This is a genomic window from Erythrobacter longus (assembly GCF_000715015.1).
GTDB lineage: Bacteria > Pseudomonadota > Alphaproteobacteria > Sphingomonadales > Sphingomonadaceae > Erythrobacter > Erythrobacter longus.
This window is the reverse complement of sequence record NZ_JMIW01000005.1, coordinates 145,623-168,470: the sequence shown is the minus strand read 5'-3', so window position 1 is coordinate 168,470 and position 22,848 is coordinate 145,623. Positions and strand designations below refer to the sequence as shown.

Sequence of the window (22,848 nt, the reverse complement as noted above, 5' to 3'; positions counted from 1 at the left end):
TAAAGCCCTCGCACCGTCCTCTTAAATCTCTCAGCGGTCCGGCGGTGTGGCCCGCTTTCAAACCGCTTTGGTTTTTAGCCCTTGATGCGGCCGCGCTGAATCAGATTAAGAATTCCAAGCAGAACAACCGCGCCGACCACTGCGACAACAAGACCGGTGAGCGAGAACTCTTGCACGCTCCCGGTAATGCCAAGCAGCGGGCCAACGATCATATTGCCGACCACTGAGCCGACACAACCAACAACTATGTTCCAGAATATACCCATCGATGCATCGCGGTTCATAACCAGGCTAGCAAGCCAACCTGCAACACCGCCAACGATGAGTGCGACAATCCATCCCATTTAACTTCCCCTTATAAGGCACCGTACCACGCTCAATCGGCGCGGTTTCATAGCCGGTCATATAGGGTAGCTAGCGCAAAATAGCGCGAGAGAGAAATGTGAATTTTGGTAACGGGAGCCTGAGCCGTCCCCGGACTGTATGCGGGATAGGCGGCTGAGCCTAGTATTTCAATTGGCGCTCATAGAGATCGCGGTAATGCTGAATCCGGGTCACTCGCAGACCTTGCATGCCCGACCGGTCCACCGCTCGCTGCCATCCGGCAAATTCCTCGAGGGTGAGGCCATAACGCTCGAGCACTTCGTCAATGGTGAGCAAACCGCCGTTCACCGCAGCAACGACTTCCGCCTTGCGACGCACAACCCACCGCTTCGTCGAGGGAGAAGGCAGATCATCAATGGTCAAGGGTTCCCCGAGAGGGCCAATCACTTGTGCTGGTTTGATGTCTTGGTTCTCAATCATTCTTTTTCTCTCGTATTGCTCTGCAACAATCGCGCGCGGTGCGATTTGTCCGAGCATATTTCTTCAGCAAAACGGTCCTCATCCGGGCCCTTGCTCTCTATGCTTTCATGGCTAACAGCACGGGCTTTTCGGGCCTCTAAAGCATTAGGGTTAACGCACCGTTCGTCTTCTTCAATTGCGCGAAAAAATTGTGCCGCCGCCGTCGCAAAACCTAGCTTGTCAGTGTCGAGCTTTCTGTCCATGTCTTCACGAAGCAAGTGCCTTAAATCGCGCGCCGCGCTCAACCTCGCGGTTAGCTCGCTCCATTCGATCGTGCGCAACGGGGCCACTTCCACAGGAACGCTCAGATCGCTCGACCGGTCGGTAAACTGGTCACGATTGGTGACTTCCTGCGTGGTCGCAGAATGTGCAGAAGGAATCACAGGAGGCGCTGCCTTTTCGAACATGGGCAAAGGTATAGGGGGTGGTTGTCAAAATGTGGTAAAACGCAGCTTTACTACTGCTTAGGATGTGTGCCGAGGCGCTTGGCAACACTGTGGTTGTCGAAGTTAACGGCCAAGAAATGCGTGTAAAATCAATGTGCTTCGGCGTAAAATCGCTGGGCTATGGCTATCTGCAACATGGGTGACTATATGCCCAACCGATCATGAAACTTCGCGAACCCACCACCATAAGCCCCACTTTTGGGCTCAATACGGCTGCATTGTTTAACCTGCCAAGGCCGGCTTCTGAGTGCCGAATCGTCGTTGCGATGAGCGGCGGAGTCGATTCGTCCGTCGTCGCTGCGCTTGCCGCTGACACTGGCGCAGAGGTCATCGGCATCACATTGCAGCTTTATGATTATGGCGCGGCGACAGGGCGCAAGGGTGCGTGTTGTGCAGGCGATGACATTGCCGATGCGCGTGCGGTTTCCGACCGGCTTGGCATTGCGCATTATGTCTTCGACCATGAAAGCGCTTTTAAAGAAGAAGTCGTCGACCAGTTTGCGGATGAATATCTGGCCGGGCGCACGCCGGTGCCATGCATCCGCTGCAATATGGGCCCCAAGTTTACCGACCTGTTCCGTATGGCGCGCGAACTTGGTGCCGATTGCTTGGCGACCGGGCATTATGTTCGCCGCGAAGAAGCAGAGGGCGGCCCGCATCTTTACCGCGCCAATGATGCAACCCGCGATCAGTCTTACTTCCTCTATGCCACGACTCAGGCGCAGCTTGATTACATCCGCTTCCCGCTGGGTGGTCTTCCCAAGACGCAGGTCCGCGAGCTGGCCGAGGCGGCAGGGCTTCGCAATGCAGCCAAGCCTGACAGTCAGGACATCTGTTTTGTGCCCGATGGCAATTACGCCAAGATTGTGACCAAGCTGCGCCCCGAAGGCGGGGTGCCGGGCGCGATCATTCATGCCGCAACCGGAGAGACTTTGGGCGAGCACAAGGGCATCGTCCATTACACCGTTGGCCAGCGCAAAGGGCTTGAGATCGGGGGACAGCCTGAGCCGCTCTACGTCATCAGTCTCGATGCTGAGACTCGCGAAGTGCGCGTTGGGCCCAAGCGTATGCTGGCGGTGGAAAGCGCGGAAGTGATCGAGACCAATCGCATTGGCACCGTCCCTGAAGGCGCTAAGCTGACCGCCAAGGTTCGCAGTCTGGCAAAGCCTGTGCCGATCACCCTCGAAGGGCCGCTGGGCGATGGCGCCTCAACCCGCATCCGCTTTGCAACGCCTGAATTTGGCGTTGCCCCCGGACAGGCAGCGGTCATCTATCATGGCGAGCGCGTGATCGGCGGCGGCTGGATCGATGCGACCACTTCTGTCGCGTCTTAAGCGCTGGGGTCCTGACCTTAGCCCTCCCAGCTTTCGAGCACGCAGCCATAGCCTTCGCGTCTCGTCGCCGTAGCTGTGTTGACGAAGGGAATGCTGGCGGTCACGCTTTGCGCATCCGGGTTTTCGCTCAAGGATACCATTTCCATGCCGGAGAGCTTGTCCTTCGCGCAATCTTCTAGATCGCGCCCGGCGACAAAGCGACACGAACACGCAACGCGCGCCGAATAGGTGGTGGCAGCCGCAGTGTATCCTTGTATCGGACCGCGATAGTAATTTGCGGCAAGACCAAGCGCGAGAACGATTAGTCCAAGGACCGTAAGCCAAACCGGCTTGCGCCCCCATTTGGCCGATGAATTGCCCGATTTCGCCATTGCTTTGCGCGTATCCTTGTTAGATTGAAGAGCCATGATCGCCCGTTTGAAAGCTTCTATCGCCGCCGCAACGCTCGTGCCAGCCCTGATCGCTTGCGGGGATGCCGAGCCTGCTGCCCCGCCCCCGCTTACTCAAGCCGCGCTGGATGCTGTTTCCAATGATGCGGGCGCACCCAAGGATCAACTTGCCCGCCAGGTGGATGAGCTCTTCACGACCGAAGGCCTTGGAGAGACCCGCGCCGTGCTGTTGATGGCTGATGGCAAGATCGCGGCCGAGCGATATGCGGACGGATACGATGCCGACACCCGCTTTATCAGCTGGTCGATGGCAAAGACCGTCACCGCCGTTCTGGTCGGCATGTTGGTCGCCGACGGGCTTCTGAATGAAGAGGCGCCCGCCCCCATTCCCGATTGGCAGCGAAGCGGCGATCCGCGCGCTGACATCACCTTGGAGCACCTCCTTCAGATGCGCTCTGGCCTGCGCCATACCGAGGCGGGCGATCCGCCCTATGAGTCGTCCGAAGTGCGCATGCTCTTCCTTGATGGTCGCGACAACATGGCGAAGTGGGCGAAGGAGCAGCCGCTCGAGGATGAGCCGGGCGCACGGTTCGAGTATTCGTCCAACACCACCGTCATCCTTGCCGATATCGCCGCGCGCGCGCTCACCGACAGCGATGATCCCGATACGCGGCGCAAAGCGGTGGCCGACTATCTTCAAGAGCGGCTTTTCGGACCGCTTGGCATGACCTCCATGGTTCCCGAATTTGACGCCTCTGGCACTTTGATCGGCGGGAGCCTGATGCACGCCTCGGCGCGCGACTATGCCAAGTTTGGCGAGTTTCTGCGAAGCGGTGGCCAAGCGCCCAGCGGAGAGCAATTGGTGCCCAGCGGCTGGGTTGCAAAGATGCTGAAGCCCAGTCCTGCATCCGAGCATTACGGCTATCAGATCTGGCTCAACCGGCCCGAGCCTGACCTTGAGTGGTCCCACCCGCTCTTTCCCGACCGCGCGCCGCAAAGCCTGTTTTCGCTGATCGGGCATATGGGGCAATATGTGCTTGTCTCTCCCGATCAAAAGCTGACCTTGGTGCGGCTTGGCCATTCGACCAGTGAGGAGCGCCCACCGATGCTCAAAGAAGCCGCCGATGTGCTGGCGCTGTATCCGGCTGAATAGTCAGAGGTAGAACTCTCCCTTCACCACGGTCACGCATGGGCCGCCCAGCCAGACGCGCTCCCCGTCAATCCGGCAGGTGAGCGATCCGCCGCGTTCGCTTGCCTGATAGGCTGTGAAGCTGTCGCGCCCCAGTTTTTCCGTCCAATAGGGTGTCAGCACCGCATGCGCGCCGCCTGTCACGGGGTCCTCGTCAATGCCATAGGCTGGCACGAAGACACGGCTGACGATGTCGGTGCCCGTTCCCCCTACTGCGCCGGGCGCAGTGCATACGAACAGTTCGCCGCCCAATGCGGCAAGCCCGCGAAAATCAGGGTCGAGCGCGCGGATCGCGGCCTCATCTTCGTAGAGGAAGAGGTTGTAGCCAAGCTCGCTACGACGCATCTCTTGCGGGCTCCCGCCAAGGAGCCGCGCTGCCTCGTCCAACGTGCCCGGCTCAGTCTCGATTGCCGGAAGGCCGACTTCATAGCCCTCGCCCATTCGCCGCACTTCGAGAATGCCTGCCTTCCGCGTGCGAAAGGTGACCCTCTCGCCCCCGTCCCGCGTCAGCAGCATATGCCCGCTTGCCAAGGTCGCATGACCGCACAGGCGGATCTCGGACGTCGGCGTGAACCAGCGCAGTTCCCAATCGGCCTCTTCGCCCGCATCGCGCACAAGAAAGGCGGTTTCGGCAAAGTTGTTCTCTGCCCCGATTTTGGTGAGCACCTCGTCATCGAGCCACTCATCCAGCACCATAACCGCCGCCTGATTACCGCCGAATGGTTCGGCGCTAAAGGCGTCGATATGCCAATAGGGGATGCTCTTCTTCACGGGTAAAGCCCCACCTTAAGGATACAACAGGGTGTCCACCCAATCACCGCCACCGTGTGGCCGGTCAAACTGGCGGCGATCATGCAGGCGGTTGTCGCGGTCGATCCAGAACTCGATGCGGCTCGGGCGCAGGGTAAAGCCTGTCCAGTGCGATGGCCGCGGCACTTTGCCAGCCGCTTCGTGGCTTTCCCAGATCGCCTCCACCCGGTCGAGATAGTCCTGCCGTGTTTCCATCGGACGCGATTGGTCGCTTGCCGCGCTGCCGACCTGACTTTTGAAGGGCCTTGAATGAAAGTATTCGTCCGCGCGTGCTTGTGTCACCTCTTCCAAAGGCCCCTCGATGCGGATTTGGCGGCGCAGGCTTTTCCAGTGGAACAGCAGGCTGGCCTGCATATTGGCGAGGATTTCGCCCCCTTTGCGGCTTTGCGCATTGGTGAAGAAGGTGAAGCCGCCGGTCTCACTCTCTTCCGGTCCATGCCCTTTCAACAGCACCATGCGCACCGATGGCATTCCCGAAGCGCTCGCGGTGGCCAATGCCATGGCGTTGGGATCGTTGATCTCGCTTGTCTTCGCCTCGGCAAACCACTCGTCAAACAATGCATAAGGATCGGCGCCTGAAGGGATCACGCTGTCTGCCAATTGCGCTTCTTTGAGCGTGTTGGGGTTAATCATGAAAAGAGTTCCTTATCAGACGTTTATTGACGATTTTGACACACTTGACACACTGTTCAGAGGCAAAAAATCTTTGTGCCCGATCTGGCCCTCTAAACTGGTGCGGTGAAGCGGTGCAAAAGGGATGCGTTTTACAGACATACGGCGCGCGATAAGGCTTAGAGGCGCAGTAGGAAAGATATTCCCTACACCCGCAATCGGCGTTAGGTGCTTGCACCTCTCCACTGCCTCACCTAGCTAGGACACCTGGGCACAGTCCGTGCGGTCACGGCCTGCCGAGCAATCGCCGGATAGAGGAGCGAGGACGCAAGGACATGCAGAGCATATTCAAGGACGAGCGACGCTTAGCTGGCGATTGCTCGGCAGGCCCCGGAGGGGTTTGGCCCAAATCCGCCCTCGCATCGTTGCCGACGCTTGAAAGTACGGTGCACTTCCTGTGCGCCAGCGCCTCACGAGAACAAATTTGGGCTCAAACCGTGATCCGCACGGACTGTGCCCAGGTGTCCTAACACCATGCGCGATCCTTATTCCACCCTTGGCATTGCCCGCACGGCTTCTGAAAAAGAGGTCAAGAGCGCCTATCGCAAGCTTGCCAAGGAACTGCACCCTGACAAGAACAAGGACAATCCCAAGGCGGCCGAGAAGTTCTCGGATGCGACCAAGGCCTATGACCTTTTGTCGGACAAGGATAAACGCGCGCAATTTGATCGCGGCGAAATTGACGCGGAGGGCAATCCGCTAAACCCCTTTGCAGGGATGGGCGGCGGTCGGCCCAGAGGTCCCGGTGGCGGATATGGCGGCGGAGCCCAGCGCGGCGGCGGTTTTCGCGATTCCGAATTTCAGGGCTTTGACACAGACGACATGGATTTGGGCGATCTGTTCGAAGGCCTTTTTGGCGGCGGGCGCAATCGAACAGCCCAACCCCCACCGCGTGGTGGTTTTGGGGGAGGCGGTTTTGGCGCCCGCGGGCGGGCAGCGCCCCCACCCAAAAAGGGTGCAGACATTCAATATCGCCTCGCCGTCCCCTTCGTGGACGCAGCCTCTGGTCAGGACCAACGCATCACTTTGGCCGATGGCAAAGCGATCAGCCTGAAACTGCCCGCAGGGGTCGAAGACGGCACGCAAATGCGCCTTAAGGGCAAGGGGCACGCAGGACCCGGCGGTTATGGTGACGGCATTGTCATGGTCGAAGTCGCCGCGCACCCGTTCTTCCGTCGCGATGGCGACAATATCCGGATGGATTTGCCCATCACTCTTGATGAGGCAGTGAACGGTGGCAAGGTCAAATGCCCCACGGTCGATGGGCCGGTGATGCTGACGCTCAAGCCGGGCGCCAATGGCGGTACGGTGATGCGCCTTACCGGCAAAGGCTGGACCAAGAAATCGAGCAAAGGCGATAAGCCTGCGCGCGGTGACCAATTGGTGACGTTGGAGATTCAAATGCCCAAGGATCTGGACGGCCTCAAAGAGAAGCTTGGCGACTGGAAAGACCCGGCCAAGCCTCGCGAAAGGTTCGGGCTCTAAGCCAGAGGCCGAGCGAGCGGAAACTTGAACCAACACCCCCCGCCTCCCCAAGCTTTGGAAAAAGCCCATCTGGGTATGGAAATCCGCTCGCTTTCACCAGAGGCGCGGCGGTTAAGAGCGCAAACACAACCTGTGCAGTTTTCCGCTTTGGGCGCGCCCGTTGCCCCTCAACCCGGCCTCTTTGGCTTTATCGCTCACCACATTGGCCCCGGCACAAGAGCGTTTGAAACGGTGCGCCGCACCTTGGTGGGGACGTGGCAGGACGGCTTTATCCATGCCGGAAACCTCGCCTATCTTTCCATGCTGGCGATCTTTCCGTTCTTCATTATCGGTGCCGCCTTGTTTGAGCTTGTCGGAGGGCGCGAACAGGCATTGGAGCTGGTCACGGCCGTCCTTGAGGCCATGCCGCCAACAGTTGGCAGCGCCATCGGGCCGGTCGCAGAAGAGATCGTCGATGCGCCGCAAGGCTGGCTCTTATGGCTGGGCGCAGGGGTTGCGCTTTGGACGGTGTCCAATCTGGTGGAAACGATCCGCGAAATCTTGCGCCGCGCATATGGAACACGGCCCATGCTCGCCTTTTGGAAATCGCGCCTGTTTTCAGCCGCGCTTATTCTCGCAGCAGTCGTGGTGTTGATGGTGTCGCTTTTTGCAAGCGTTCTGATCGGGACGATGCAGCAGATGATCTTGAGCTTTCTTCCGGAATTTTCCGAAACGGTGGGCGAACTGCGGATCTCGCGCATTGTACCAGCGCTTGGCCTTGGCGTGTCGCTGTACCTGCTGTTCTTCACCCTGACGCCTTCAACCTACCGCAGCAAAGCCTTTCCCAAATGGCCCGGGCCTGCCTTTACCGCCATCTGGTGGCTGGGCGTCACCGCCGCCATGCCCCCCATTTTGCGCGGCGTTTTCACCTATGACTTGATCTATGGCAGCATGGCGGGGATCATCATCGCCTTGTTCTTTTTCTGGCTCGTTGGGCTCGGGCTCGTTATCGGGGCAGAATTGAACGCTGCACTGGCAGAGCCAGAGAACGAGCAGCAGACACATGAAACTATCGAAGAGGAAACCGCGGCATGACCAAACTCATGGAAGGCAAGAGGGGTCTCATCATGGGCCTTGCCAACGATAAGTCGCTGGCCTGGGGCATTGCGAAACAGCTTGCCGAACACGGCGCCGAGCTCGCTTTCTCCTATCAAGGTGATGCTTTGGCCAAGCGGGTGAAGCCTCTGGCGGAAAAGCTCGGCAGCGATTTCACCTTTGAATGCGATGTGTCATCCATGGAGTCGCTCGATGCAGGGTTTGACGCCATCAAAGAGCGCTGGGGCACATTGGATTTCGTGGTCCACGCGATCGGCTTTTCTGACAAGAACGAGCTGCGCGGAAAATATCTTGATACCAGCCTCGATAATTTCCTGATGACGATGAACATCTCGGCATATTCGCTTGTCGCTGTGACCAAGCGCGCAGCGGAATTGATGCCTGAAGAAGGCGGCTCCATCCTCACGCTAACCTATTATGGCGCCGAGAAATACATGCCGCATTACAATGTGATGGGCGTTGCCAAAGCGGCGCTTGAGACGAGCGTCATGTATCTTGCCAATGACCTTGGTCCCCGCAATATCCGCGTGAATGCAATCAGCGCAGGGCCTGTTAAAACGCTCGCGGCGAGCGGGATTGGCGATTTCCGCTATATCCTCAAATGGAACGAGCTGAACTCGCCGCTGCGCCGCACGACCACTTTGGAAGATGTGGGCGGTTCGGGGCTTTACCTGCTCTCAAACCTCTCCAGCGGGGTCACCGGCGAGGTGCACCACGTCGATAGCGGCTATCACACGGTGGGCATGAAGCAGGTCGACGCGCCCGATATCTCGGTGGATTGATGCGAACAGTCCTCGTCACGGGATCAGCCGGGTTTATCGGCTATCACCTCTCGCAATTGCTCCTGGATGAGGGCTTTCGCGTCGTTGGCTATGACGGGATGACAGATTATTACGAGGTCGCATTGAAAGAGCGGCGGCATCAAATGCTGCTGCAAAATGCGAACTTCACCTGCAAAGTCGGAATGCTGGAGAATATGGAGACGCTCCATGCTCTCGCCATGGAAGAAAAACCCGATGTGATCGTGCATCTCGCAGGGCAAGCGGGCGTCAGGTACAGCCTTGAAAACCCGCGCGCCTATCTCGACGCCAATCTGGTGGGCACGTTCAACGTGATGGAATGCGCGCGCGAATTGGAGGTGGAGCATCTGCTGATGGCTTCCACCAGCTCGGCCTACGGCGCGAACACCGATATGCCGTTCCATGAACAGCAAAAAAGCGATCACCAGCTGACCTTTTATGCCGCCACGAAAAAGGCGAATGAGGCGATGGGGCACTCCTATGCCCACCTCTGGAACCTGCCGACCACGATGTTCCGTTTCTTCACGGTTTATGGCCCGTGGGGACGCCCGGACATGGCCTTGTTCAAGTTTACGCGCGGCATTTTGAACGGCGAGCCGATCGACATTTACAACCATGGCGAGATGCACCGCGACTTCACCTATGTGACGGATCTGGTGCGCGGTATTCGCCTGCTGATCGACGCGAGGCCTGAGCGCCCGGAAACGCCTGAAGATATTCCCGAATGGGATTCGCTATCACCCGCCGCGCCCTATCGCGTGGTCAATATCGGGAACAGCGACACGGTGAAGCTTACCGATTTCGTTGACGCGATTGAGGCGGAATGCGGGCGCGAGGCGATCCGCAATTTCCTGCCGATGCAAAAAGGCGATGTGCCTGCCACATGGGCGGATGCGACGCTTTTGAAAGAGCTTACGGGCTACACACCCAAAACGGATGTGCGCGAAGGCATCGCCAGATTTGTGGCGTGGTACCGCGATTACTATCAGGTTTAAGGGGTAAATACCCCCAACACAGACCCTTAGTTGGGGCCGTCCTCGGATGCTTCGGGGTCGGGCAGGTCCTGTTCATCGGCCTGCTCATCTGGGCCTTCACCCGGAAGCGCGGCGCTGCGTTCACGTTCGAGCCGCTCGAGATATTCGCGCTCAATTTGCTCAACGCGGCCCTGTTCTGCGGCGGCATCGCCGTCGATGGTTGAAAGACGCTCCTGCCGGGCTTGTTCGATCAGCTGACCAAAACGGATGCCTTCGGCTTTGTCTTTCTCAGCATAGGCGGCATCAATGAACTGCTGCGTGCAGCCGGTGAAACCGCCTGCGCCTGCTGGGCTGCAAGAAAATGCGCCGAATTCACCGATGTAACGCACTTTTTCAAACTGCTGCGCCTGAGTGATGTTTTCTGGCGAATTGCTTGTGCGCAAGGTCGACGGGATGCGATAGCGGTCGGCTTCGACCACGATCTGGCACACCACGATCTCGTTTTCGGCAGTCTGCTCGGGGCATTCGTCTTCGCTGTAGGCGATGACCATGTTGACGCGGTCGCCGGCCTGATCCTGCGCTGTTGCAGGGACGGCGGCAGCGATTGCGGTGGCCGCTGCGAAGGGGGCGATGAAGGCGAGGCGCAAGAGCTTGGACATGGTGGTTCCTATCGGGGACGAAATTCGCTGTTCGCAATAGATAGCACCCGCTGAACCGCGACTGAAGGGGTTTTAGACCCGCTCGCTCACCTTGATGGCGATCTTGCAACCAAGGCGGATAGCGCCCGAGAGCAACGGATAGGCAGGGGCCTGCTCTGCCCCATGCGCCAAGGCTGCATCGCGATGCTCGCGCTCTTCCTCGCGAAATTTGTCGATCATCTCGGCAAGTTCGGGCTCGCAATTGGTTTCGGCGAGCCGGTCCAATTGCTCGGAATAATGCTTGTCGATTTCCTCTTCGACCGCTGCAGTGCACGCCATCGCCGCCTCTGGCCCAAGCAGCGCGGTGCCCGCACCAAGCGCATATCCCGCCATCGACCAAAGCGGGTGCAAGGCGGTCGGGCGAACCCCGCGCTCTGCCATGAGTGCGTCGAATTTCTCGCGGTGAACCTTCTCTTGTTCAGCCATGTGGCGGATTTCAGCGGAATGCGGGCCACGGTCACCCATGACCGCAAGCTGGCCTTCGTAAATGCGCGTTGCGCCAAATTCGCCGGCCTGATCGACGCGGATCATACGGTGCAGTTCATCGCGTTCCATAGGTCATCTCCAAAACATACTGTATGTAATGCTACTTCTTATACGCAGCCAAAGCCACAACAGCCGCACCGCCGATACAAGAAATCAGGAAATTCCACCCGGCAAGCGATATGCCAAACAGGTCCCACGGCGCCACATCACACCGTACGATTGGGGCGGCGTTGATGTCCATCACGTCAATTTCCGATGGCAAGGTCGAACATCCTGTGATGCCTTCCCACCAACCATATTCGACGCCTGCGTGAAACCCGCCGATCAGGCCCGATGTGATGATAGCGAGCCCTGCCAATGCGACCCAGACCCGCGAGGGCTGGAGGGCGAAGGCGGCAAGGCCAAAGCCAAGAGCGGCGAAATGGGGATAACGCTGCCACCAGCACATCTCGCACGGGTAAAGACCAAAGACGTATTGCGAAATGTAAGCGCCGCCCAAAAGGCCAGCAGGAATGAGCAACGCTAAGCTGCGAGCTTGATTAGAACCGGTCATGCCGACCATTTAGGGTGACGCCCAGGCTTTGACCAGTTTCCAGTTCTTTAGCCGCCCGTTTTCGAGCCGCGCTTTCTCAACGCGACCGAGCTTGCCGTGGTGCGGCGCAGGGTTTCAAGCGCATAGTGCAGCTGGAAATCCTCAACGCCCTGCTCTTCCAATTCCTCACTCGTGAGCTGGAAACGCGGATCGGCAATGGTGTCTTCGACCATTTCCTCATCAGCGATACCAATTTCATTGATCAGGTGCCCGCGAAGATCGCTTTCACGCGTGCGGTATTTTTCGCGAAGAGCAAAGTCTGGGTCCGACAGCTGCGGCACGCGGATATCTGGCGCAATCCCGCCTTCCTGCACCGACTTGCCCTTAGGCGTGTAATAGCGCGCCGTGGTCAGCTTAAGCGCCGAATCCGGTCCCAATGGCAACAGCGATTGGACAGAGCCTTTACCAAAACTCCTCTGGCCCATGATGAGAGCGCGGCCATGATCCTGCAGAGCGCCTGCGACAATTTCGGAGGCCGACGCCGAGCCTGCATCAATCAGAACGATCATCGGCACATCGCGCGCGATTTCGCCCATGAAAATCTGGGCCTTGGCACGGGTCATCCGGCGGCGCAGGTAATAGTCGATGTCATCGGCCTGAAACTCAAAGGTTTCGCCCCATGAACGCCCGCGCTGCGATACGATCTCGCCCTTTTCAAGGAACAGATCGGTCAGCGCCACGGCCTCATCCAGGCTGCCGCCGGGGTTAGAGCGCAGGTCAAGCACAAGGCCGCTCATCCGGCCGGTCGCCTCTGTCTGAAGCGCGGCCCAAGCGTTATAAACGTCCGCGCCCACATCAGCGGAGAATTCATTCACCGAAATGTGCCCGATATTGCCGGGCTTCAGCTCATATGTGACCGGCTCCAGCTCAATCACGCCGCGCGTCACGGAAAGCTCAATCGGTTCATCGCGGCCTGGGCGGAAAATCGTGAGGTTGATCGAAGTGCCAGCAGGCCCGCGCATTTGCGCAACCGCATCATCAAGATCACCGCCAACAATCAGCTTGCCTTCAAGGTGCGTGATATAGTCGCCCGCTTTGATCCCGGCCTTGTCCGCCGGGCTACCCTTGAACGGGGAAATGATCTTAACCGCGCCCTCTTCCTGGACAACGGAGAGGCCAAGGCCCGAATAGTTGCCGTCAATCAGAGTGTTGAGCCGCTCCAGATCGCTGCCATCGAGATAGGCGCTGTGCGGATCCAATGCCGCAAGCATCCCGTCAATCGCGCCGCGAACCAGCACCTCATCTTCAACTGGCTCGACATAGTTCGCCTGAACCCGCTGCATGATCGCGAAGATTTTCGCCAGTTCGGGACCAGCGCGGCCATCAACCTGCGCCATGGTGGCGGTGGTAGCGGGGATGAGCGCAACGGCCGTAACCAGAGCGGCGCCCCGAAGTAGATTGGGGCGAAGAAGAGCGGCAAGTTTCATGATGGGAAAGGTGCTCCTTAGTGTGTGCACACAAACGTATAGGAAGCGGGGTCTGAACGCCAGATGAGAGGTGAGGCGCCCTCTCAATGTTTGCCCATGCGTCCCTTTGCGGGTCATCAAAGCCTTGCAAGCGTTAACGCGCCTCTAAAATTAACCAAGAAAATTGAGCGGGTTAACGGGCGTTCCATCACGCCTCAGCTCAAGGCTGATCGGTTCATCACCCCCGCTTGCAACACCCAAAGGCGCGCCGCCAATGACCTCATCACCCACCTCAACCTCGGTCCGGGCAAGGCCGGTAACCAGGCTCGTCCAGCCGCCGGGGTGCTCGATAATGACGATTCGCCCAAAGCCGCGATAGGGTCCCGCAAAGGCGATTCGCCCTGCACTAGGGGCAACGACCTGGGCAGAGGGTGCGGGCGAAAGGCTTAGGCCTTTGGAGCGAAGACCGCTTTCACGCAATTCGCCGAATCCAGCGATCGTCCGTCCTTGAACGGGCAGTTGAAATCCCGGTGGCCGCGAGCTTGAGCTGGGCGATGCTGAGGGGGTGGGATCGACTTCCACGACCCGGGCGGAAAGGTCGCTAGGCCGCGCAATCGGTCCGGGAAGCGCGGCCAGTTCAGCGCGCAATTTCGCCGCCTCACCCAAGGTATCGACCAAACCATCCAGATCGCGCGCCTCTTCGGCCAGAGCAAGCGCCCGCTCGCTCTCTCGCACCGCGTTGCTGCGCGCATCTTTCGAGGCGAAGCGTTGGCGTGTTTCAAGTTCGGCAAGCTGCGTGCGGCGCGATTGCAGCTCGGTTTCTGAGCTTCGCAAGGTTGCAACCGCGCGCGCGGCCCGGCGCTCCAATCGCTCGCCTTCCTCAAGCTCGGCGCGCAAGGCAGCGGTCCGGGTGCGGATTTCAGGAACGGCAGAGGCAAGCACAGCGCGCACATAAACCAAATCTTTTAGCGATCCGGGCTGAAGCGCGGAGAGTGCGAGGGGCCGGCGCGCCGTTGTTTGCAAGGCCCCTGTTAGGCGCACCAAAGGCTCGCGCCGGTCAGACAGGCGTTTGGCGAGTTTATCGCGGTCGCTTTGCAGGAGCGAAAATCGCGCACGCGCTGCGGCGATTTTGGCCTCGGATGCTTGAATTTGCGCTGCCATTGCGGCCGCTTCACGCGCGGTTTTGTCCGCTGCCTCGCTTGCTTCTTCTGCCTCTTTGGCAAACCTGTCGGCACGCGCCTGTGCACGCTGGCTTTCGCGGGTTGCCCTTGTCAGCTCAGCCTGTGCTTCTTCGGGTTCGAGCAAGGTCACTTCGCGCTGCGCCCACCCTTGCGGCGCAGTCATGAGCAGCGCCGCGGCGGCGGCCCCCATAACACCAAAAAGGAGAGTTAACTTGCGCATACCCGCTACCCTGCACGATGATAGGGATGGCCTGCAAGGATGCTTGTTGCGCGGTAGAGCTGTTCCATCAGCATCGCGCGCGCCAGAAGATGCGGCCAGGTCGCGGGGCCAAAGGCATAAAGCAGGTCCGCCTCGGCGCGCTCGGCCTCGCTATGACCATCCGCCGCGCCCAGCACAAAGCGGACCTCACGCGTGCCCGTATCGCGCCAGTTTTCAAGCGTGCTTGCCAGCTTTTCAGATGCAAGCGCCTTGCCGCGCTCGTCCAGAAGCACGGTTCTATGCGGAGGTTGAGGGAGCGGCACTTTTCCCCCGGTTTCAGGGAGTTCGGTGAACTTCACCGGCCAGGTCATCCGCTTTTCATAACGCGCGACAAGGTCCGCTTCGGGTGAGCGAGCGATCTTCCCACGGGCGATGATGTGGAGGAGGATGGGATTTTCCTTTGTTTCTTGCACCCCCATCCGGGGGCGCGTCCTCGCTAGATGTCCTTCCCCTGAAACAAGTTCAGGGTACGGACCCGCTGCGGGCGGGCGGTCGCCCTTGCGACACCTGCGGTGTCGAACTAACACTAAGCCGCAAGCCCGGAGTCTAAGCGAAGCGCAGACGGCCGAGGCCACCTGCACGGGCGCCCGCAGCGGGGGCAACCTGTTTATTTGCCGTGCGAGGGCACCAAAAACCTAGCTACGCCCTTGCTTCAATTCGCCGCCTTCGAACGACCACATGCGTTCAAGGTTGTAGAAGCTGCGCACTTCGGGGCGGAACAGATGCACGACGACATCGCCGCAATCGATCAACACCCAGTCAGCTTGAGGCAGACCTTCGATGCGCACTGGGCCAAAGCCGGCCTGTTTGACTTTTTCGGCAAGCTTTTGCGCCATCGCGGCAACTTGCCGGGACGAACGGCCGCTCGCCACGACCATGTGATCGGCGACAGAGCTTTTCCCTTCAAGCGGGATGGAGACGATTTCCTGCGCCTGATCATCGTCAAGCTGGCTCATGATCAGAGCATAGAGTTCGTCAACTGCACCATTCGTTGGCTCGGCGCCTTCAGACATTGCGTGTACCGCTTTCAAATTGGTTGGTGCCCCGGTTGATGGGGCGGTTTGTGCCTGCGTCGTATGTGCCTGCGTCATAGGCTGAATGAAGTCTCCTGATTATAGGCAAAATGTGGGGGTTGGCAGCGCTTTTGGCAAGCTGTGGGGTTGGAGAGGAGGCGTTGCGCGCCCTCATGCATCCAAATCCTTAATCTGCCCGCTTTTGATCAACTGATGCGTCAGCCTGTCTCGGAGCACGCGCGTGTTGCCATACTGGTCAGCCCAATCGCTCTCGTTGCGGCGGATAGCCGTTGCGCTGCGATGGTCTGGATCAAAATGTAGCAACACCAGTGCGGGCGCTCTCCCAAGGCCGTTTCGCCCCAATTTTCGGAAAGCCGGTACAGACACCGTATAACGCCTGAACCAGGCCATGGCGGGGCTCGTCATAGCATCACGAGTATAACCGGGTCGCGCGATGACTGCAATCGGCATGGTTCGCGCAATGGTGCGCCAATCCTTCCAACGGTGGAACTGAGCCAGATTGTCAGAACCCATAAGCCACACAAACTGGCGCGACTTATAGCGGTTTTGAAGCTCGCGCAGAGTGTCCACAGTGTAGCGGGTTCGAAGCTCGCTTTCGATCGCGGTGGGGATGATCGGAGCGCGCTTTGCCTGCGCATAGGCAGAGCGAAGCCGCGCAGAAAGCGGCGCCATTCCCGCTTTTGGTTTCAGAGGGTTGCCGGGGGACACCAACCACCACGCTTCATCCAGCCCCAAGGCATCAATGGTAAAGCGGGTGATGCGGCGATGGCCCCCATGGGCCGGGTTGAAACTGCCGCCTAAAAGTCCGGTGAGCATCTATGCCCCAATCTCATTTGGGCCAATTGCTTTTGGACCCATCATGGCCGCGCCTGCCCGCTGCCTCGGACAATCCATTTGTAGGTGGTTAGCCCTTCGAGCGCGACGGGCCCCCTTGCGTGAAGCCGCCCGGTGGCAATCCCGATCTCTGCGCCCAGCCCAAACTCGCCGCCATCGGCAAATTGCGAGGACGCATTGTGCATGACAATCGCGCTGTCCACTTGGCTCAAAAAGGCTTCGGCAGCCGCTTCGTCATCGGTGATGATCGCATCGGTGTGGGCAGAGGAATGCTCTGCGATATGGGCCAAGGCATCATCCAACCCGTCGACCATCGCAACCGACAGGATCGCATCGAGATATTCGGTGCCCCAATCTTCGCTTGTCGCAGGCTTCACCTGTGGTCCCAGAGCAAGCGCGCGGGCATCACCGCGCACTTCCACCCCTGCCTCGATCAAGGACGACACCAGACCGGCGGCATCGCCAAATTGCACATCGATCAAAAGTGTTTCCATCGCCCCGCAAATGCCGGTGCGGCGCATCTTGGCGTTGATCGCGATTGCCCGCGCCATGGCAGGGTCAGCCTGGCTGTGAACATAGGTATGGTTGACCCCGTCAAGGTGAGCGAGAACCGGCACGCGGGCATCGGCCTGCACCCTTGCGACAAGGCTTTTGCCACCGCGTGGCACGATCATGTCAATGAGCCCGCTTGCTGTCAGCATCGCGCCAACAGCGGCGCGGTCCTGGGTGGGCACAAGCTGCACCGCCGCCTTTGGAACGCCGCCTTCGGCAAGCCCGGCGGTAAAGGCTGAAAGGATCGCGCGGTTGGAGCCGGCCGCCTCGCTTCCCCCGCGAAGGATCGCCGCATTGCCCGCCCGAACGCAGAGTGCCGCTGCATCAGCGGTCACATTGGGTCGGCTTTCATAGATGATACCAATGGTGCCAATCGGCACCCGCACCCGCGACAGTTTGAGGCCGTTGGGCCGCTCGCTTTTATCGATGATGACACCCACAGGATCAGGCAGATCCGCAACCGCCTCAACCGCTGCCGCCACGCCTTCAAGCCGCGCCCCATCAAGGGTGAGCCGGTCAACCATCGCTTTGGAAAGCCCATTGGCAAGAGCCGCTTCAACGTCATTGGCATTGGCGGCGAGGATTGCGCCCGCCTCCTCGCGCATTTTTCGGGCAGCACATCGCAGTGCTTGCGCACGCGCATCGCTCGGCATCTGCGCCAGGACGCTCTGCGCCGCGCGGCCTGCCTTCGCAAGATGGGCGATCAACGCCTCTGGCTTTGTGACGTCAAGGCTGCCGGACAATTCGGCTTCGGTGATAGGCGAGATTTCATTCATGCAATCCGCATTAGCATCAGCTTGACCAACTGTCAGGAGACATAACCAAGCTGACATGACGGCTTGCCTGAAAGCGGCCTGTTGGGCGCGCTTCAGGCGCTTTCCGGGAGCGAATCGGGTGCAATCGTGGCGGCGAATTGGCGGCGAATCGGGGTCACAACTGTCCTGCCACGGGACAACACTAAGGGCTGGCACGTGGGCAATCGTTGCCATGCTATGACGCCGCCAATAGGGGATTGCTCTAGGATGAACGACTCACCGTGCTAAGGCTTCGATTCAACCTTTCATTAGGCTCCCGGATTCGCTTCTTCACGAATCTGCCGCTAGCGTCCGCTGCCATAACGAAACAAAAAAATTCGGGTTAGACGCAAATTGTCAGGCACAAACACCAAACGCACATTCGCCGAAAGGCTCGAAGGTTGGTTCCCCGACCGTGAGTTTTTCATGCGATCACAAGGTCAAGTGCGCTTCATCAAAGTTTCATCGCGCCTCCAAAAAGGCGCCGCGACAGCCGCGATTGTTCTTGCTCTTGGCTGGGCTGGATCAATGGGCGTGATGGCATGGAACAAATATTCTGCTGAATTGCAGGTTGCCTCGTTCCAGTCTGAAAAGGCCAAAGTGGTCAAGGCGCAGGAACGGATTGAAGCCTACGGTGGCAACATTGAAACCGTCGTCGCCGATCTTGAAGCCCGCCAAAAGGCGCTTGAGGCGATGTCGGAAATGCTGCCCGACGATATCAAAACCGTCGACACCAATGTGACCGACAGCTCGGAAGAGACATCCAAAACCGTTGAGCAAGTCGGTGCCTTCTTCCCGCAAGCCAAAGGTCTGGCCGAAATCGAGGCGCGCCAGCTTGCTTATGTTGAGAACATGACCCGCTATGCCGATTGGCGCGCGCGCAAGGCAGAAGAGGCTTTGCGCAAGCTGAACCTGGATCCGCGCGCAATGGAACGCGCAGCCCGGGCTGGATCACAGGGCGCGATGGGTGGCCCGCTTGAAGTGCTCGCCTCATCTGCGGACGGTTCGATTGATCCCCGGTTTGAACGGTTGGGAATGAGCCTTGCGCGTATGTCCGCGCTTGAGCTTGCGCTTGAAGGCGTGCCGCGTGTTGTACCCGCTGCGGCCACTCGTATTTCGTCAAACTTCGGCTATCGCCGTGATCCATTTAACCGCAGCGCCGCAATGCACAGCGGCATCGACTTCAAAGGCCCCTATGGTTCAGGTATTTATGCCGCCGCGCGGGGCGAGGTTACCTTTGCAGGTTGGAAAGGCGGCTATGGCCGCACAGTTGAGGTAACTCACACCAACGGTATCGTCACCCGCTATGCCCACCTGGCGCGGATCGACGTGAATATAGGCCAACCCGTCGACGCCGGGGCAACCTTGGGTGGCCTTGGCAGTTCTGGCCGGTCTACTGGTCCTCACCTGCATTTCGAAGTTCGTATCAACGGACGTGCGGTCAACCCGCGTCCTTTCCTGGAGACCGCCCCCAATGTTCTCAAAGAAGCCCGCGGAACAGACCCCAGCGCCGCCTTCGGTGCCAAGCGCTAAGCCAAAAGGACGAGGGATGGCCAGTAACTCAACCTTTTCCGTGATCGGTTCTGATGTCACCATCAAGGGCGACATCACAGCAACTGCCGACCTGCACGTCGATGGAACGATCGAAGGCGACATCAAATGCGCCAGCATCGTTCAAGGCGAATCGAGCACGATCAAAGGCGGTGTGACAGCGGAAACCGCGCGTATGTCTGGCAAGGTCATCGGCTCGATCACAGCAAAAGAATTGGTGGTCCTCAAAACGGCCAAGATTGACGGCGATGTGCATTATGATGCGCTGACCATTGAACAAGGTGCGCAGGTTGATGGCCGTTTTGCCCCCAATGCCAGCCACAAGGCGAGTGCCCCCACACCGGCACTCCCCACTCCATCAGAGCCTGCCAAGAAAGGCGCCGAGCCGCTGATCGCTGGTTAAGCCGGCCTTCTGTTCCCGGCCTCCTGGTCAAAGACAAAAAACGCCGCACCCCAGACGGGTTTGCGGCGTTTTTGTTGGCCGCCTCACAAGACTTCGGCGCGCGCTATTTTTGGCCGCCTCACAAGACTTCGGCGCGCAGGGCCTTTCGATCAAGCTTGCCTATAATCGTCTTTGGCAACTCATCGCGGATCACCACTTCATCGACCCGCTCATGCTTGCCAATGCGATTGTTCAGCCATTCTTTGATGTCTTCGGCACCCGCATTTGCCTCAGGCTCAAGGACGACAAAAGCGCGTGGGACTTCGCCGAGATAATCGTCGGGTACGCCGATCACCAGCGCCTCTTTCACCGCTTCGTGCTTGAGGATCGCCTCTTCGACAACGCTTGGGAACACCTTAAATCCGCCCACCGCGATCATGTCCTTGATCCGGTCAACGATGCTTAAAAACCCATCCTCATCCATCACCGCGACATCGCCTGTGCGAAGGTACCGTTTGCCATCTCGCTCTACGAAGACATCGGCGTCGGTTTCGGGGCGCTGCCAATATCCGCGCATGATCTGCGGCCCGCAAACGGCCAATTCCCCCGGCTCACCCTCTGGCGCAAGCTTGGTGGGGTCTTCCTTGTCGAGAAGAATGATCTCAGTGCCTGCCACCAGCTGGCCAATCGTGCCCTTTTTGCGGGTGCCGACGTATGGGTTGGCGGAAACCACGCCTGAGCTTTCGGTGAGGCCATAGCCTTCGACAAGGCGCACGCCGGTGGCGTCTTCAAAGCGCGTGTGGACTTGCGCTGGCATCGGGGCGCCGCCTGAAATGCAAACCTTCAGGGTTGAAAGATCGGTCTTGGCAAGATCGGGATGATCAAGCAGCGCCTGAAACATCGTGGGCACACCGGGAAAGCCTGTCGCGCCGTATTTCTCTATCGTTTGCAGCACTTGTTTTGCATCAAAGCGCGGGACCATCGCAATCGAGGCGCCTGCTGCAACCGCATGGTTCAACAGCGCCGTGTTCGCAAAGACATGGAAGAACGGCAGCGCTCCCATCATCACCTCTTTGCGAGGGTTTTCGAACGGATTGATCGCCGCCACTTGCTGCGCGTTTTGCGTCAGCTGGCTATGCCCTAACATTGCGCCTTTGGGCCGCCCGGTTGTGCCGCCCGTATATTGCAGCAGCGCCAGATCATCGGGCGTGATGACGGGCAGGTTTACGCCCTCATCACTCAGCACATCATCCCAGCGGCGCACCGACGCGCTCCATTCGACCTTTGCGATCTGGCTGCGCTTGAACAGGTTGAAGGCGATACTTTTGCCAAGCGGCAGCATTGACGCCAGGGATCCAACAATCAGCGTTTCAAGCTCTGATGTTTCGAGCACTTTGGAAGCTGTGACATAGAGTTCAGGCACATCCACTGTGACCAGTGCCCTGGTCCCGCTGTCGGCGACCTGCCAGGCGAGTTCTTCGACCGAATAAAGCGGCGAGAAATTGACCACGACGCCGCCCGCCATCATCGCGCCATAATAAGCGCTCGCATAAATTGGGACATTGGGCAGGAACAGGCCGATCCGGTCACCCGGTTTCACACCCATTTCAATCAGCCCAGCAGCAAACTTCATCGCCTCGCTATGGACTGCGCGATAGGAGAAGGTGCGTCCCATAAAATGCAGGAATGGCGCGCCAGGATCGTGCATCAATGTGCGTTCAAGCATGGCGGGAAGCGTCAGAGGCTCAAACGAGGTCTCCCACGGCGTTGGGTGATTGTAAGGCGCTGTATTGACATGCATGTCAATAGAATGGGCGAATTGGCGACAAGGCGCAAGCGAATTTGGGGAAATCTGGAGGGAGTTGCGATGGAGTTGTGATGGAGTTGTGAGGGAATTGAGAGGGCACTGCGAGGGTGCAGGGCGTTTGCGGCCAAATGCGCCATAATCAGGCACAAAAAAGGCGGCCTCGCGAAACTAGCGGGCCGCCCTTTTTCAATCTCGGATGGTTGGGATCAGTTGCCCCAGATCAATTAGCCGTATCGGCGTCCGATTCTGGCTTTTCTTCAACTGGCGCTGCGCCCTCAGATGCCTCTTCAGCCGCTTCTTCGGCCGCTTCTTGGGCAGGAGCAGCAAAGGCAGCTTCGACATCCACGACCTCTTCGGCGCTCGCTTCTTCAGCTGCGCGTTTATCAGCAAGCCAGGCTTCGGCTTCCGCCTCTTGTGCGGCCTGCGCCGCAGCTTTCACATTTGCCGCACGTTCCGCACGCAACTCTTCGATCAGCTTGTCCTTGTCTGAGCGGGTGTCGAGCACAGCTTCATCGGCAACAGGGGCCGCTTCTTCGGTAACGCCTGCGCGCTTGGCCGCCTTGGCAACCACTGCGTCAAGTTCACGCTGAGCACACAGGCCAAGGGTCACGGGATCCTTTGGCTGAATGTTCTGAATGTTCCAGTGTGAGCGTTCGCGAATAGCGCCAATGGTGTTGCGCGTTGTGCCGATCAGCTTGCCGATCTGCGCATCGGACACCTCCGGGTGATTGCGCAAGAGCCAGGCGATGCCATCGGGCTTATCCTGACGCTTGGACACAGGCGTATAGCGCGGGCCCTTGGTGCGGGTGACTTCGACGGGCGCCTTATGCATTTTGAGCGAATACTCGGCGTCTTCTTCGCCAAGCTTAATCTCGCCCAGTGTCAGCTCGCCAGCGTGCACAGGATCACGACCGGTGTATTTGCTGCCCGCAAGGTCATCGGCCATCGCTTGCACTTCAAGGATGTGAAGGCCGCAAAACTCAGCGATCTGCTCGAAAGACAAACCCGTGTGGTCCACAAGCCATGTCGCGGTGGCGTGAGGCATCAGCGGCTTTGGCTGTTCCTTTTGTGCGCCTGATTTGGCCCCTACTTTGGCCCCTGCTTTGGCCATGATGAAATCTCCGTAAAAAATAGAAGGGCCGCCCCTTTCGGAGCGGCCGTTACGTAGAGCTAGATAGGCGATCTCGCCGCTAGGAGCAAGGAAATGCTTGCGGCCGGTTGCGAGCATCAGTGTT

At 59.0% G+C, this 22,848-nt stretch carries 25 protein-coding genes; 8 read left to right on the top strand and 17 right to left on the bottom strand.

The genetic code is table 11. The features are described 5' to 3' along the window. Positions 1–74: 74 nt before the first annotated feature. The 3 genes from EH31_RS11985 to EH31_RS11975 all read right to left on the bottom strand — a co-directional run bounded on the left by EH31_RS11985 (position 75) and on the right by EH31_RS11975 (position 1,124). Entirely contained in the window at positions 75–344 is a 270-nt protein-coding gene (locus tag EH31_RS11985; RefSeq protein ID WP_034960646.1) for a GlsB/YeaQ/YmgE family stress response membrane protein, read from the bottom strand. Positions 345–504: 160 nt separating this feature from the next. Next, positions 505–804 carry a CtrA inhibitor SciP gene (gene sciP / locus EH31_RS11980; protein WP_034960645.1) on the bottom strand — a complete coding sequence of 100 codons (300 nt, stop codon included), beginning with the start codon at positions 802–804 and terminating at the stop codon, positions 505–507. Next, entirely contained in the window at positions 801–1,124 is a 324-nt protein-coding gene (locus tag EH31_RS11975; RefSeq protein ID WP_152553558.1) for a hypothetical protein, read from the bottom strand. Before EH31_RS11975 ends, sciP begins: the two co-directional genes overlap by 4 nt. Positions 1,125–1,450: 326 nt before the next feature. Between EH31_RS11975 and mnmA the strand changes: the two genes are divergently transcribed. Beyond that, the gene (mnmA, locus tag EH31_RS11970; protein WP_051699220.1) at positions 1,451–2,623 is read left to right on the top strand and encodes a tRNA 2-thiouridine(34) synthase MnmA; all 1,173 of its coding nucleotides are present in this window, start codon (positions 1,451–1,453) and stop codon (positions 2,621–2,623) included. A gap of 17 nt (positions 2,624–2,640) precedes the next feature. On the opposite strand, the gene EH31_RS11965 is transcribed toward mnmA, so the two are convergent. Beyond that, complete coding sequence (locus EH31_RS11965; protein ID WP_241765914.1) at positions 2,641–3,030, bottom strand: hypothetical protein; 390 nt, start codon at positions 3,028–3,030, stop codon at positions 2,641–2,643. On the opposite strand from EH31_RS11965, the gene EH31_RS11960 reads away from it, so the two are divergent. Then, positions 3,029–4,165, top strand: coding sequence for a serine hydrolase domain-containing protein (locus tag EH31_RS11960; RefSeq protein ID WP_034960642.1), 1,137 nt, complete (start codon positions 3,029–3,031; stop codon positions 4,163–4,165). The genes EH31_RS11965 and EH31_RS11960 overlap by 2 nt on opposite strands. On the opposite strand, the gene EH31_RS11955 is transcribed toward EH31_RS11960, so the two are convergent. Next, complete coding sequence (locus tag EH31_RS11955; RefSeq protein ID WP_034960641.1) at positions 4,166–4,972, bottom strand: PhzF family phenazine biosynthesis protein; 807 nt, start codon at positions 4,970–4,972, stop codon at positions 4,166–4,168. A 15-nt stretch (positions 4,973–4,987) separates the two neighbouring features. Beyond that, a complete protein-coding gene (gene pdxH, locus EH31_RS11950) occupies positions 4,988–5,644 on the bottom strand; it encodes a pyridoxamine 5'-phosphate oxidase (RefSeq protein ID WP_081853384.1) in 657 nt (218 codons plus the stop codon). A 513-nt stretch (positions 5,645–6,157) separates the two neighbouring features. Between pdxH and EH31_RS11945 the strand changes: the two genes are divergently transcribed. The 4 genes from EH31_RS11945 (at position 6,158) to EH31_RS11930 (ending at position 10,058) form a co-directional block, all read left to right on the top strand. Then, positions 6,158–7,168, top strand: coding sequence for a DnaJ C-terminal domain-containing protein (locus EH31_RS11945; protein ID WP_034960640.1), 1,011 nt, complete (start codon positions 6,158–6,160; stop codon positions 7,166–7,168). A gap of 75 nt (positions 7,169–7,243) precedes the next feature. Continuing rightward, positions 7,244–8,242, top strand: coding sequence for a YihY/virulence factor BrkB family protein (locus EH31_RS11940; protein ID WP_051699219.1), 999 nt, complete (start codon positions 7,244–7,246; stop codon positions 8,240–8,242). After that, entirely contained in the window at positions 8,239–9,045 is an 807-nt protein-coding gene (fabI, locus tag EH31_RS11935; protein ID WP_034960639.1) for an enoyl-ACP reductase FabI, read from the top strand. Before EH31_RS11940 ends, fabI begins: the two co-directional genes overlap by 4 nt. Next, entirely contained in the window at positions 9,045–10,058 is a 1,014-nt protein-coding gene (locus EH31_RS11930; protein ID WP_034960638.1) for an SDR family NAD(P)-dependent oxidoreductase, read from the top strand. Before fabI ends, EH31_RS11930 begins: the two co-directional genes overlap by 1 nt. 26 nt (positions 10,059–10,084) lie before the next feature. Here EH31_RS11930 and EH31_RS11925 read toward each other — a convergent pair whose 3' ends face one another. The 9 genes from EH31_RS11925 to EH31_RS11880 all read right to left on the bottom strand — a co-directional run bounded on the left by EH31_RS11925 (position 10,085) and on the right by EH31_RS11880 (position 17,855). Beyond that, positions 10,085–10,696: a hypothetical protein gene (locus tag EH31_RS11925; RefSeq protein WP_034960637.1), complete on the bottom strand. Its 612-nt coding sequence runs from the start codon at positions 10,694–10,696 to the stop codon at positions 10,085–10,087. A gap of 72 nt (positions 10,697–10,768) precedes the next feature. Further along, positions 10,769–11,290 (bottom strand): demethoxyubiquinone hydroxylase family protein, encoded by a 522-nt coding sequence (locus EH31_RS11920; RefSeq protein ID WP_034960636.1) that lies wholly within the window; start codon positions 11,288–11,290, stop codon positions 10,769–10,771. Between the two features lie 31 nt (positions 11,291–11,321). Continuing rightward, entirely contained in the window at positions 11,322–11,774 is a 453-nt protein-coding gene (locus EH31_RS11915) for a disulfide bond formation protein B (RefSeq protein WP_081853389.1), read from the bottom strand. Positions 11,775–11,821: 47 nt separating this feature from the next. Continuing rightward, positions 11,822–13,240 (bottom strand): S41 family peptidase, encoded by a 1,419-nt coding sequence (locus EH31_RS11910; RefSeq protein WP_034960634.1) that lies wholly within the window; start codon positions 13,238–13,240, stop codon positions 11,822–11,824. 150 nt (positions 13,241–13,390) lie between these two features. Continuing rightward, a complete protein-coding gene (locus EH31_RS11905; protein ID WP_241765913.1) occupies positions 13,391–14,590 on the bottom strand; it encodes a murein hydrolase activator EnvC family protein in 1,200 nt (399 codons plus the stop codon). 35 nt (positions 14,591–14,625) lie between these two features. Further along, positions 14,626–15,048: a 23S rRNA (pseudouridine(1915)-N(3))-methyltransferase RlmH gene (locus tag EH31_RS11900; protein ID WP_034960727.1), complete on the bottom strand. Its 423-nt coding sequence runs from the start codon at positions 15,046–15,048 to the stop codon at positions 14,626–14,628. A gap of 246 nt (positions 15,049–15,294) precedes the next feature. Continuing rightward, positions 15,295–15,672, bottom strand: coding sequence for a ribosome silencing factor (gene rsfS / locus EH31_RS11895; RefSeq protein ID WP_051699218.1), 378 nt, complete (start codon positions 15,670–15,672; stop codon positions 15,295–15,297). Positions 15,673–15,843: 171 nt separating this feature from the next. Beyond that, on the bottom strand, positions 15,844–16,509 hold the full coding sequence (locus tag EH31_RS11885; RefSeq protein WP_034960631.1) for a nicotinate-nucleotide adenylyltransferase: 666 nt from the start codon (positions 16,507–16,509) through the stop codon (positions 15,844–15,846). 41 nt (positions 16,510–16,550) lie between these two features. After that, positions 16,551–17,855 carry a glutamate-5-semialdehyde dehydrogenase gene (locus EH31_RS11880; RefSeq protein ID WP_034960630.1) on the bottom strand — a complete coding sequence of 435 codons (1,305 nt, stop codon included), beginning with the start codon at positions 17,853–17,855 and terminating at the stop codon, positions 16,551–16,553. 372 nt (positions 17,856–18,227) lie between these two features. Here EH31_RS11880 and EH31_RS11875 point away from each other — a divergent pair, with 372 nt between their 5' ends. Beyond that, positions 18,228–19,406, top strand: a complete 1,179-nt coding sequence (locus EH31_RS11875) for a M23 family metallopeptidase (RefSeq protein ID WP_338390485.1) — start codon at positions 18,228–18,230, stop codon at positions 19,404–19,406. A 16-nt stretch (positions 19,407–19,422) separates the two neighbouring features. Further along, positions 19,423–19,827 carry a bactofilin family protein gene (locus tag EH31_RS11870; protein ID WP_051699217.1) on the top strand — a complete coding sequence of 135 codons (405 nt, stop codon included), beginning with the start codon at positions 19,423–19,425 and terminating at the stop codon, positions 19,825–19,827. 118 nt (positions 19,828–19,945) lie between these two features. Here EH31_RS11870 and EH31_RS11865 read toward each other — a convergent pair whose 3' ends face one another. Together EH31_RS11865 and EH31_RS11860 are read right to left on the bottom strand one after the other, a co-directional pair. After that, positions 19,946–21,607, bottom strand: coding sequence for a long-chain-fatty-acid--CoA ligase (locus tag EH31_RS11865; RefSeq protein ID WP_034960629.1), 1,662 nt, complete (start codon positions 21,605–21,607; stop codon positions 19,946–19,948). A gap of 226 nt (positions 21,608–21,833) precedes the next feature. Continuing rightward, the gene (locus tag EH31_RS11860; protein WP_051699226.1) at positions 21,834–22,724 is read right to left on the bottom strand and encodes a DUF1013 domain-containing protein; all 891 of its coding nucleotides are present in this window, start codon (positions 22,722–22,724) and stop codon (positions 21,834–21,836) included. Positions 22,725–22,848: the final 124 nt, after the last annotated feature.

Coding starts and splice junctions, on each gene's coding strand:
- EH31_RS11985 (WP_034960646.1), bottom strand. CDS start 344: ATGGGATGGATTGTCGCACTCATCGTTGGCGGTGTTGCAGGTTGGCTT.
- sciP (WP_034960645.1), bottom strand. CDS start 804: ATGATTGAGAACCAAGACATCAAACCAGCACAAGTGATTGGCCCTCTC.
- mnmA (WP_051699220.1), top strand. CDS start 1,451: ATGAAACTTCGCGAACCCACCACCATAAGCCCCACTTTTGGGCTCAAT.
- EH31_RS11960 (WP_034960642.1), top strand. CDS start 3,029: ATGATCGCCCGTTTGAAAGCTTCTATCGCCGCCGCAACGCTCGTGCCA.
- EH31_RS11965 (WP_241765914.1), bottom strand. CDS start 3,030: ATGGCTCTTCAATCTAACAAGGATACGCGCAAAGCAATGGCGAAATCG.
- pdxH (WP_081853384.1), bottom strand. CDS start 5,644: ATGATTAACCCCAACACGCTCAAAGAAGCGCAATTGGCAGACAGCGTG.
- EH31_RS11945 (WP_034960640.1), top strand. CDS start 6,158: ATGCGCGATCCTTATTCCACCCTTGGCATTGCCCGCACGGCTTCTGAA.
- EH31_RS11940 (WP_051699219.1), top strand. CDS start 7,244: ATGGAAATCCGCTCGCTTTCACCAGAGGCGCGGCGGTTAAGAGCGCAA.
- fabI (WP_034960639.1), top strand. CDS start 8,239: ATGACCAAACTCATGGAAGGCAAGAGGGGTCTCATCATGGGCCTTGCC.
- EH31_RS11930 (WP_034960638.1), top strand. CDS start 9,045: ATGCGAACAGTCCTCGTCACGGGATCAGCCGGGTTTATCGGCTATCAC.
- EH31_RS11925 (WP_034960637.1), bottom strand. CDS start 10,696: ATGTCCAAGCTCTTGCGCCTCGCCTTCATCGCCCCCTTCGCAGCGGCC.
- EH31_RS11920 (WP_034960636.1), bottom strand. CDS start 11,290: ATGGAACGCGATGAACTGCACCGTATGATCCGCGTCGATCAGGCCGGC.
- EH31_RS11915 (WP_081853389.1), bottom strand. CDS start 11,774: ATGACCGGTTCTAATCAAGCTCGCAGCTTAGCGTTGCTCATTCCTGCT.
- EH31_RS11910 (WP_034960634.1), bottom strand. CDS start 13,240: ATGAAACTTGCCGCTCTTCTTCGCCCCAATCTACTTCGGGGCGCCGCT.
- EH31_RS11905 (WP_241765913.1), bottom strand. CDS start 14,590: ATGGGGGCCGCCGCCGCGGCGCTGCTCATGACTGCGCCGCAAGGGTGG.
- rsfS (WP_051699218.1), bottom strand. CDS start 15,672: ATGTCTGAAGGCGCCGAGCCAACGAATGGTGCAGTTGACGAACTCTAT.
- EH31_RS11885 (WP_034960631.1), bottom strand. CDS start 16,509: ATGCTCACCGGACTTTTAGGCGGCAGTTTCAACCCGGCCCATGGGGGC.
- EH31_RS11880 (WP_034960630.1), bottom strand. CDS start 17,855: ATGAATGAAATCTCGCCTATCACCGAAGCCGAATTGTCCGGCAGCCTT.
- EH31_RS11870 (WP_051699217.1), top strand. CDS start 19,423: ATGGCCAGTAACTCAACCTTTTCCGTGATCGGTTCTGATGTCACCATC.
- EH31_RS11865 (WP_034960629.1), bottom strand. CDS start 21,607: ATGCATGTCAATACAGCGCCTTACAATCACCCAACGCCGTGGGAGACC.
- EH31_RS11860 (WP_051699226.1), bottom strand. CDS start 22,724: ATGGCCAAAGCAGGGGCCAAAGTAGGGGCCAAATCAGGCGCACAAAAG.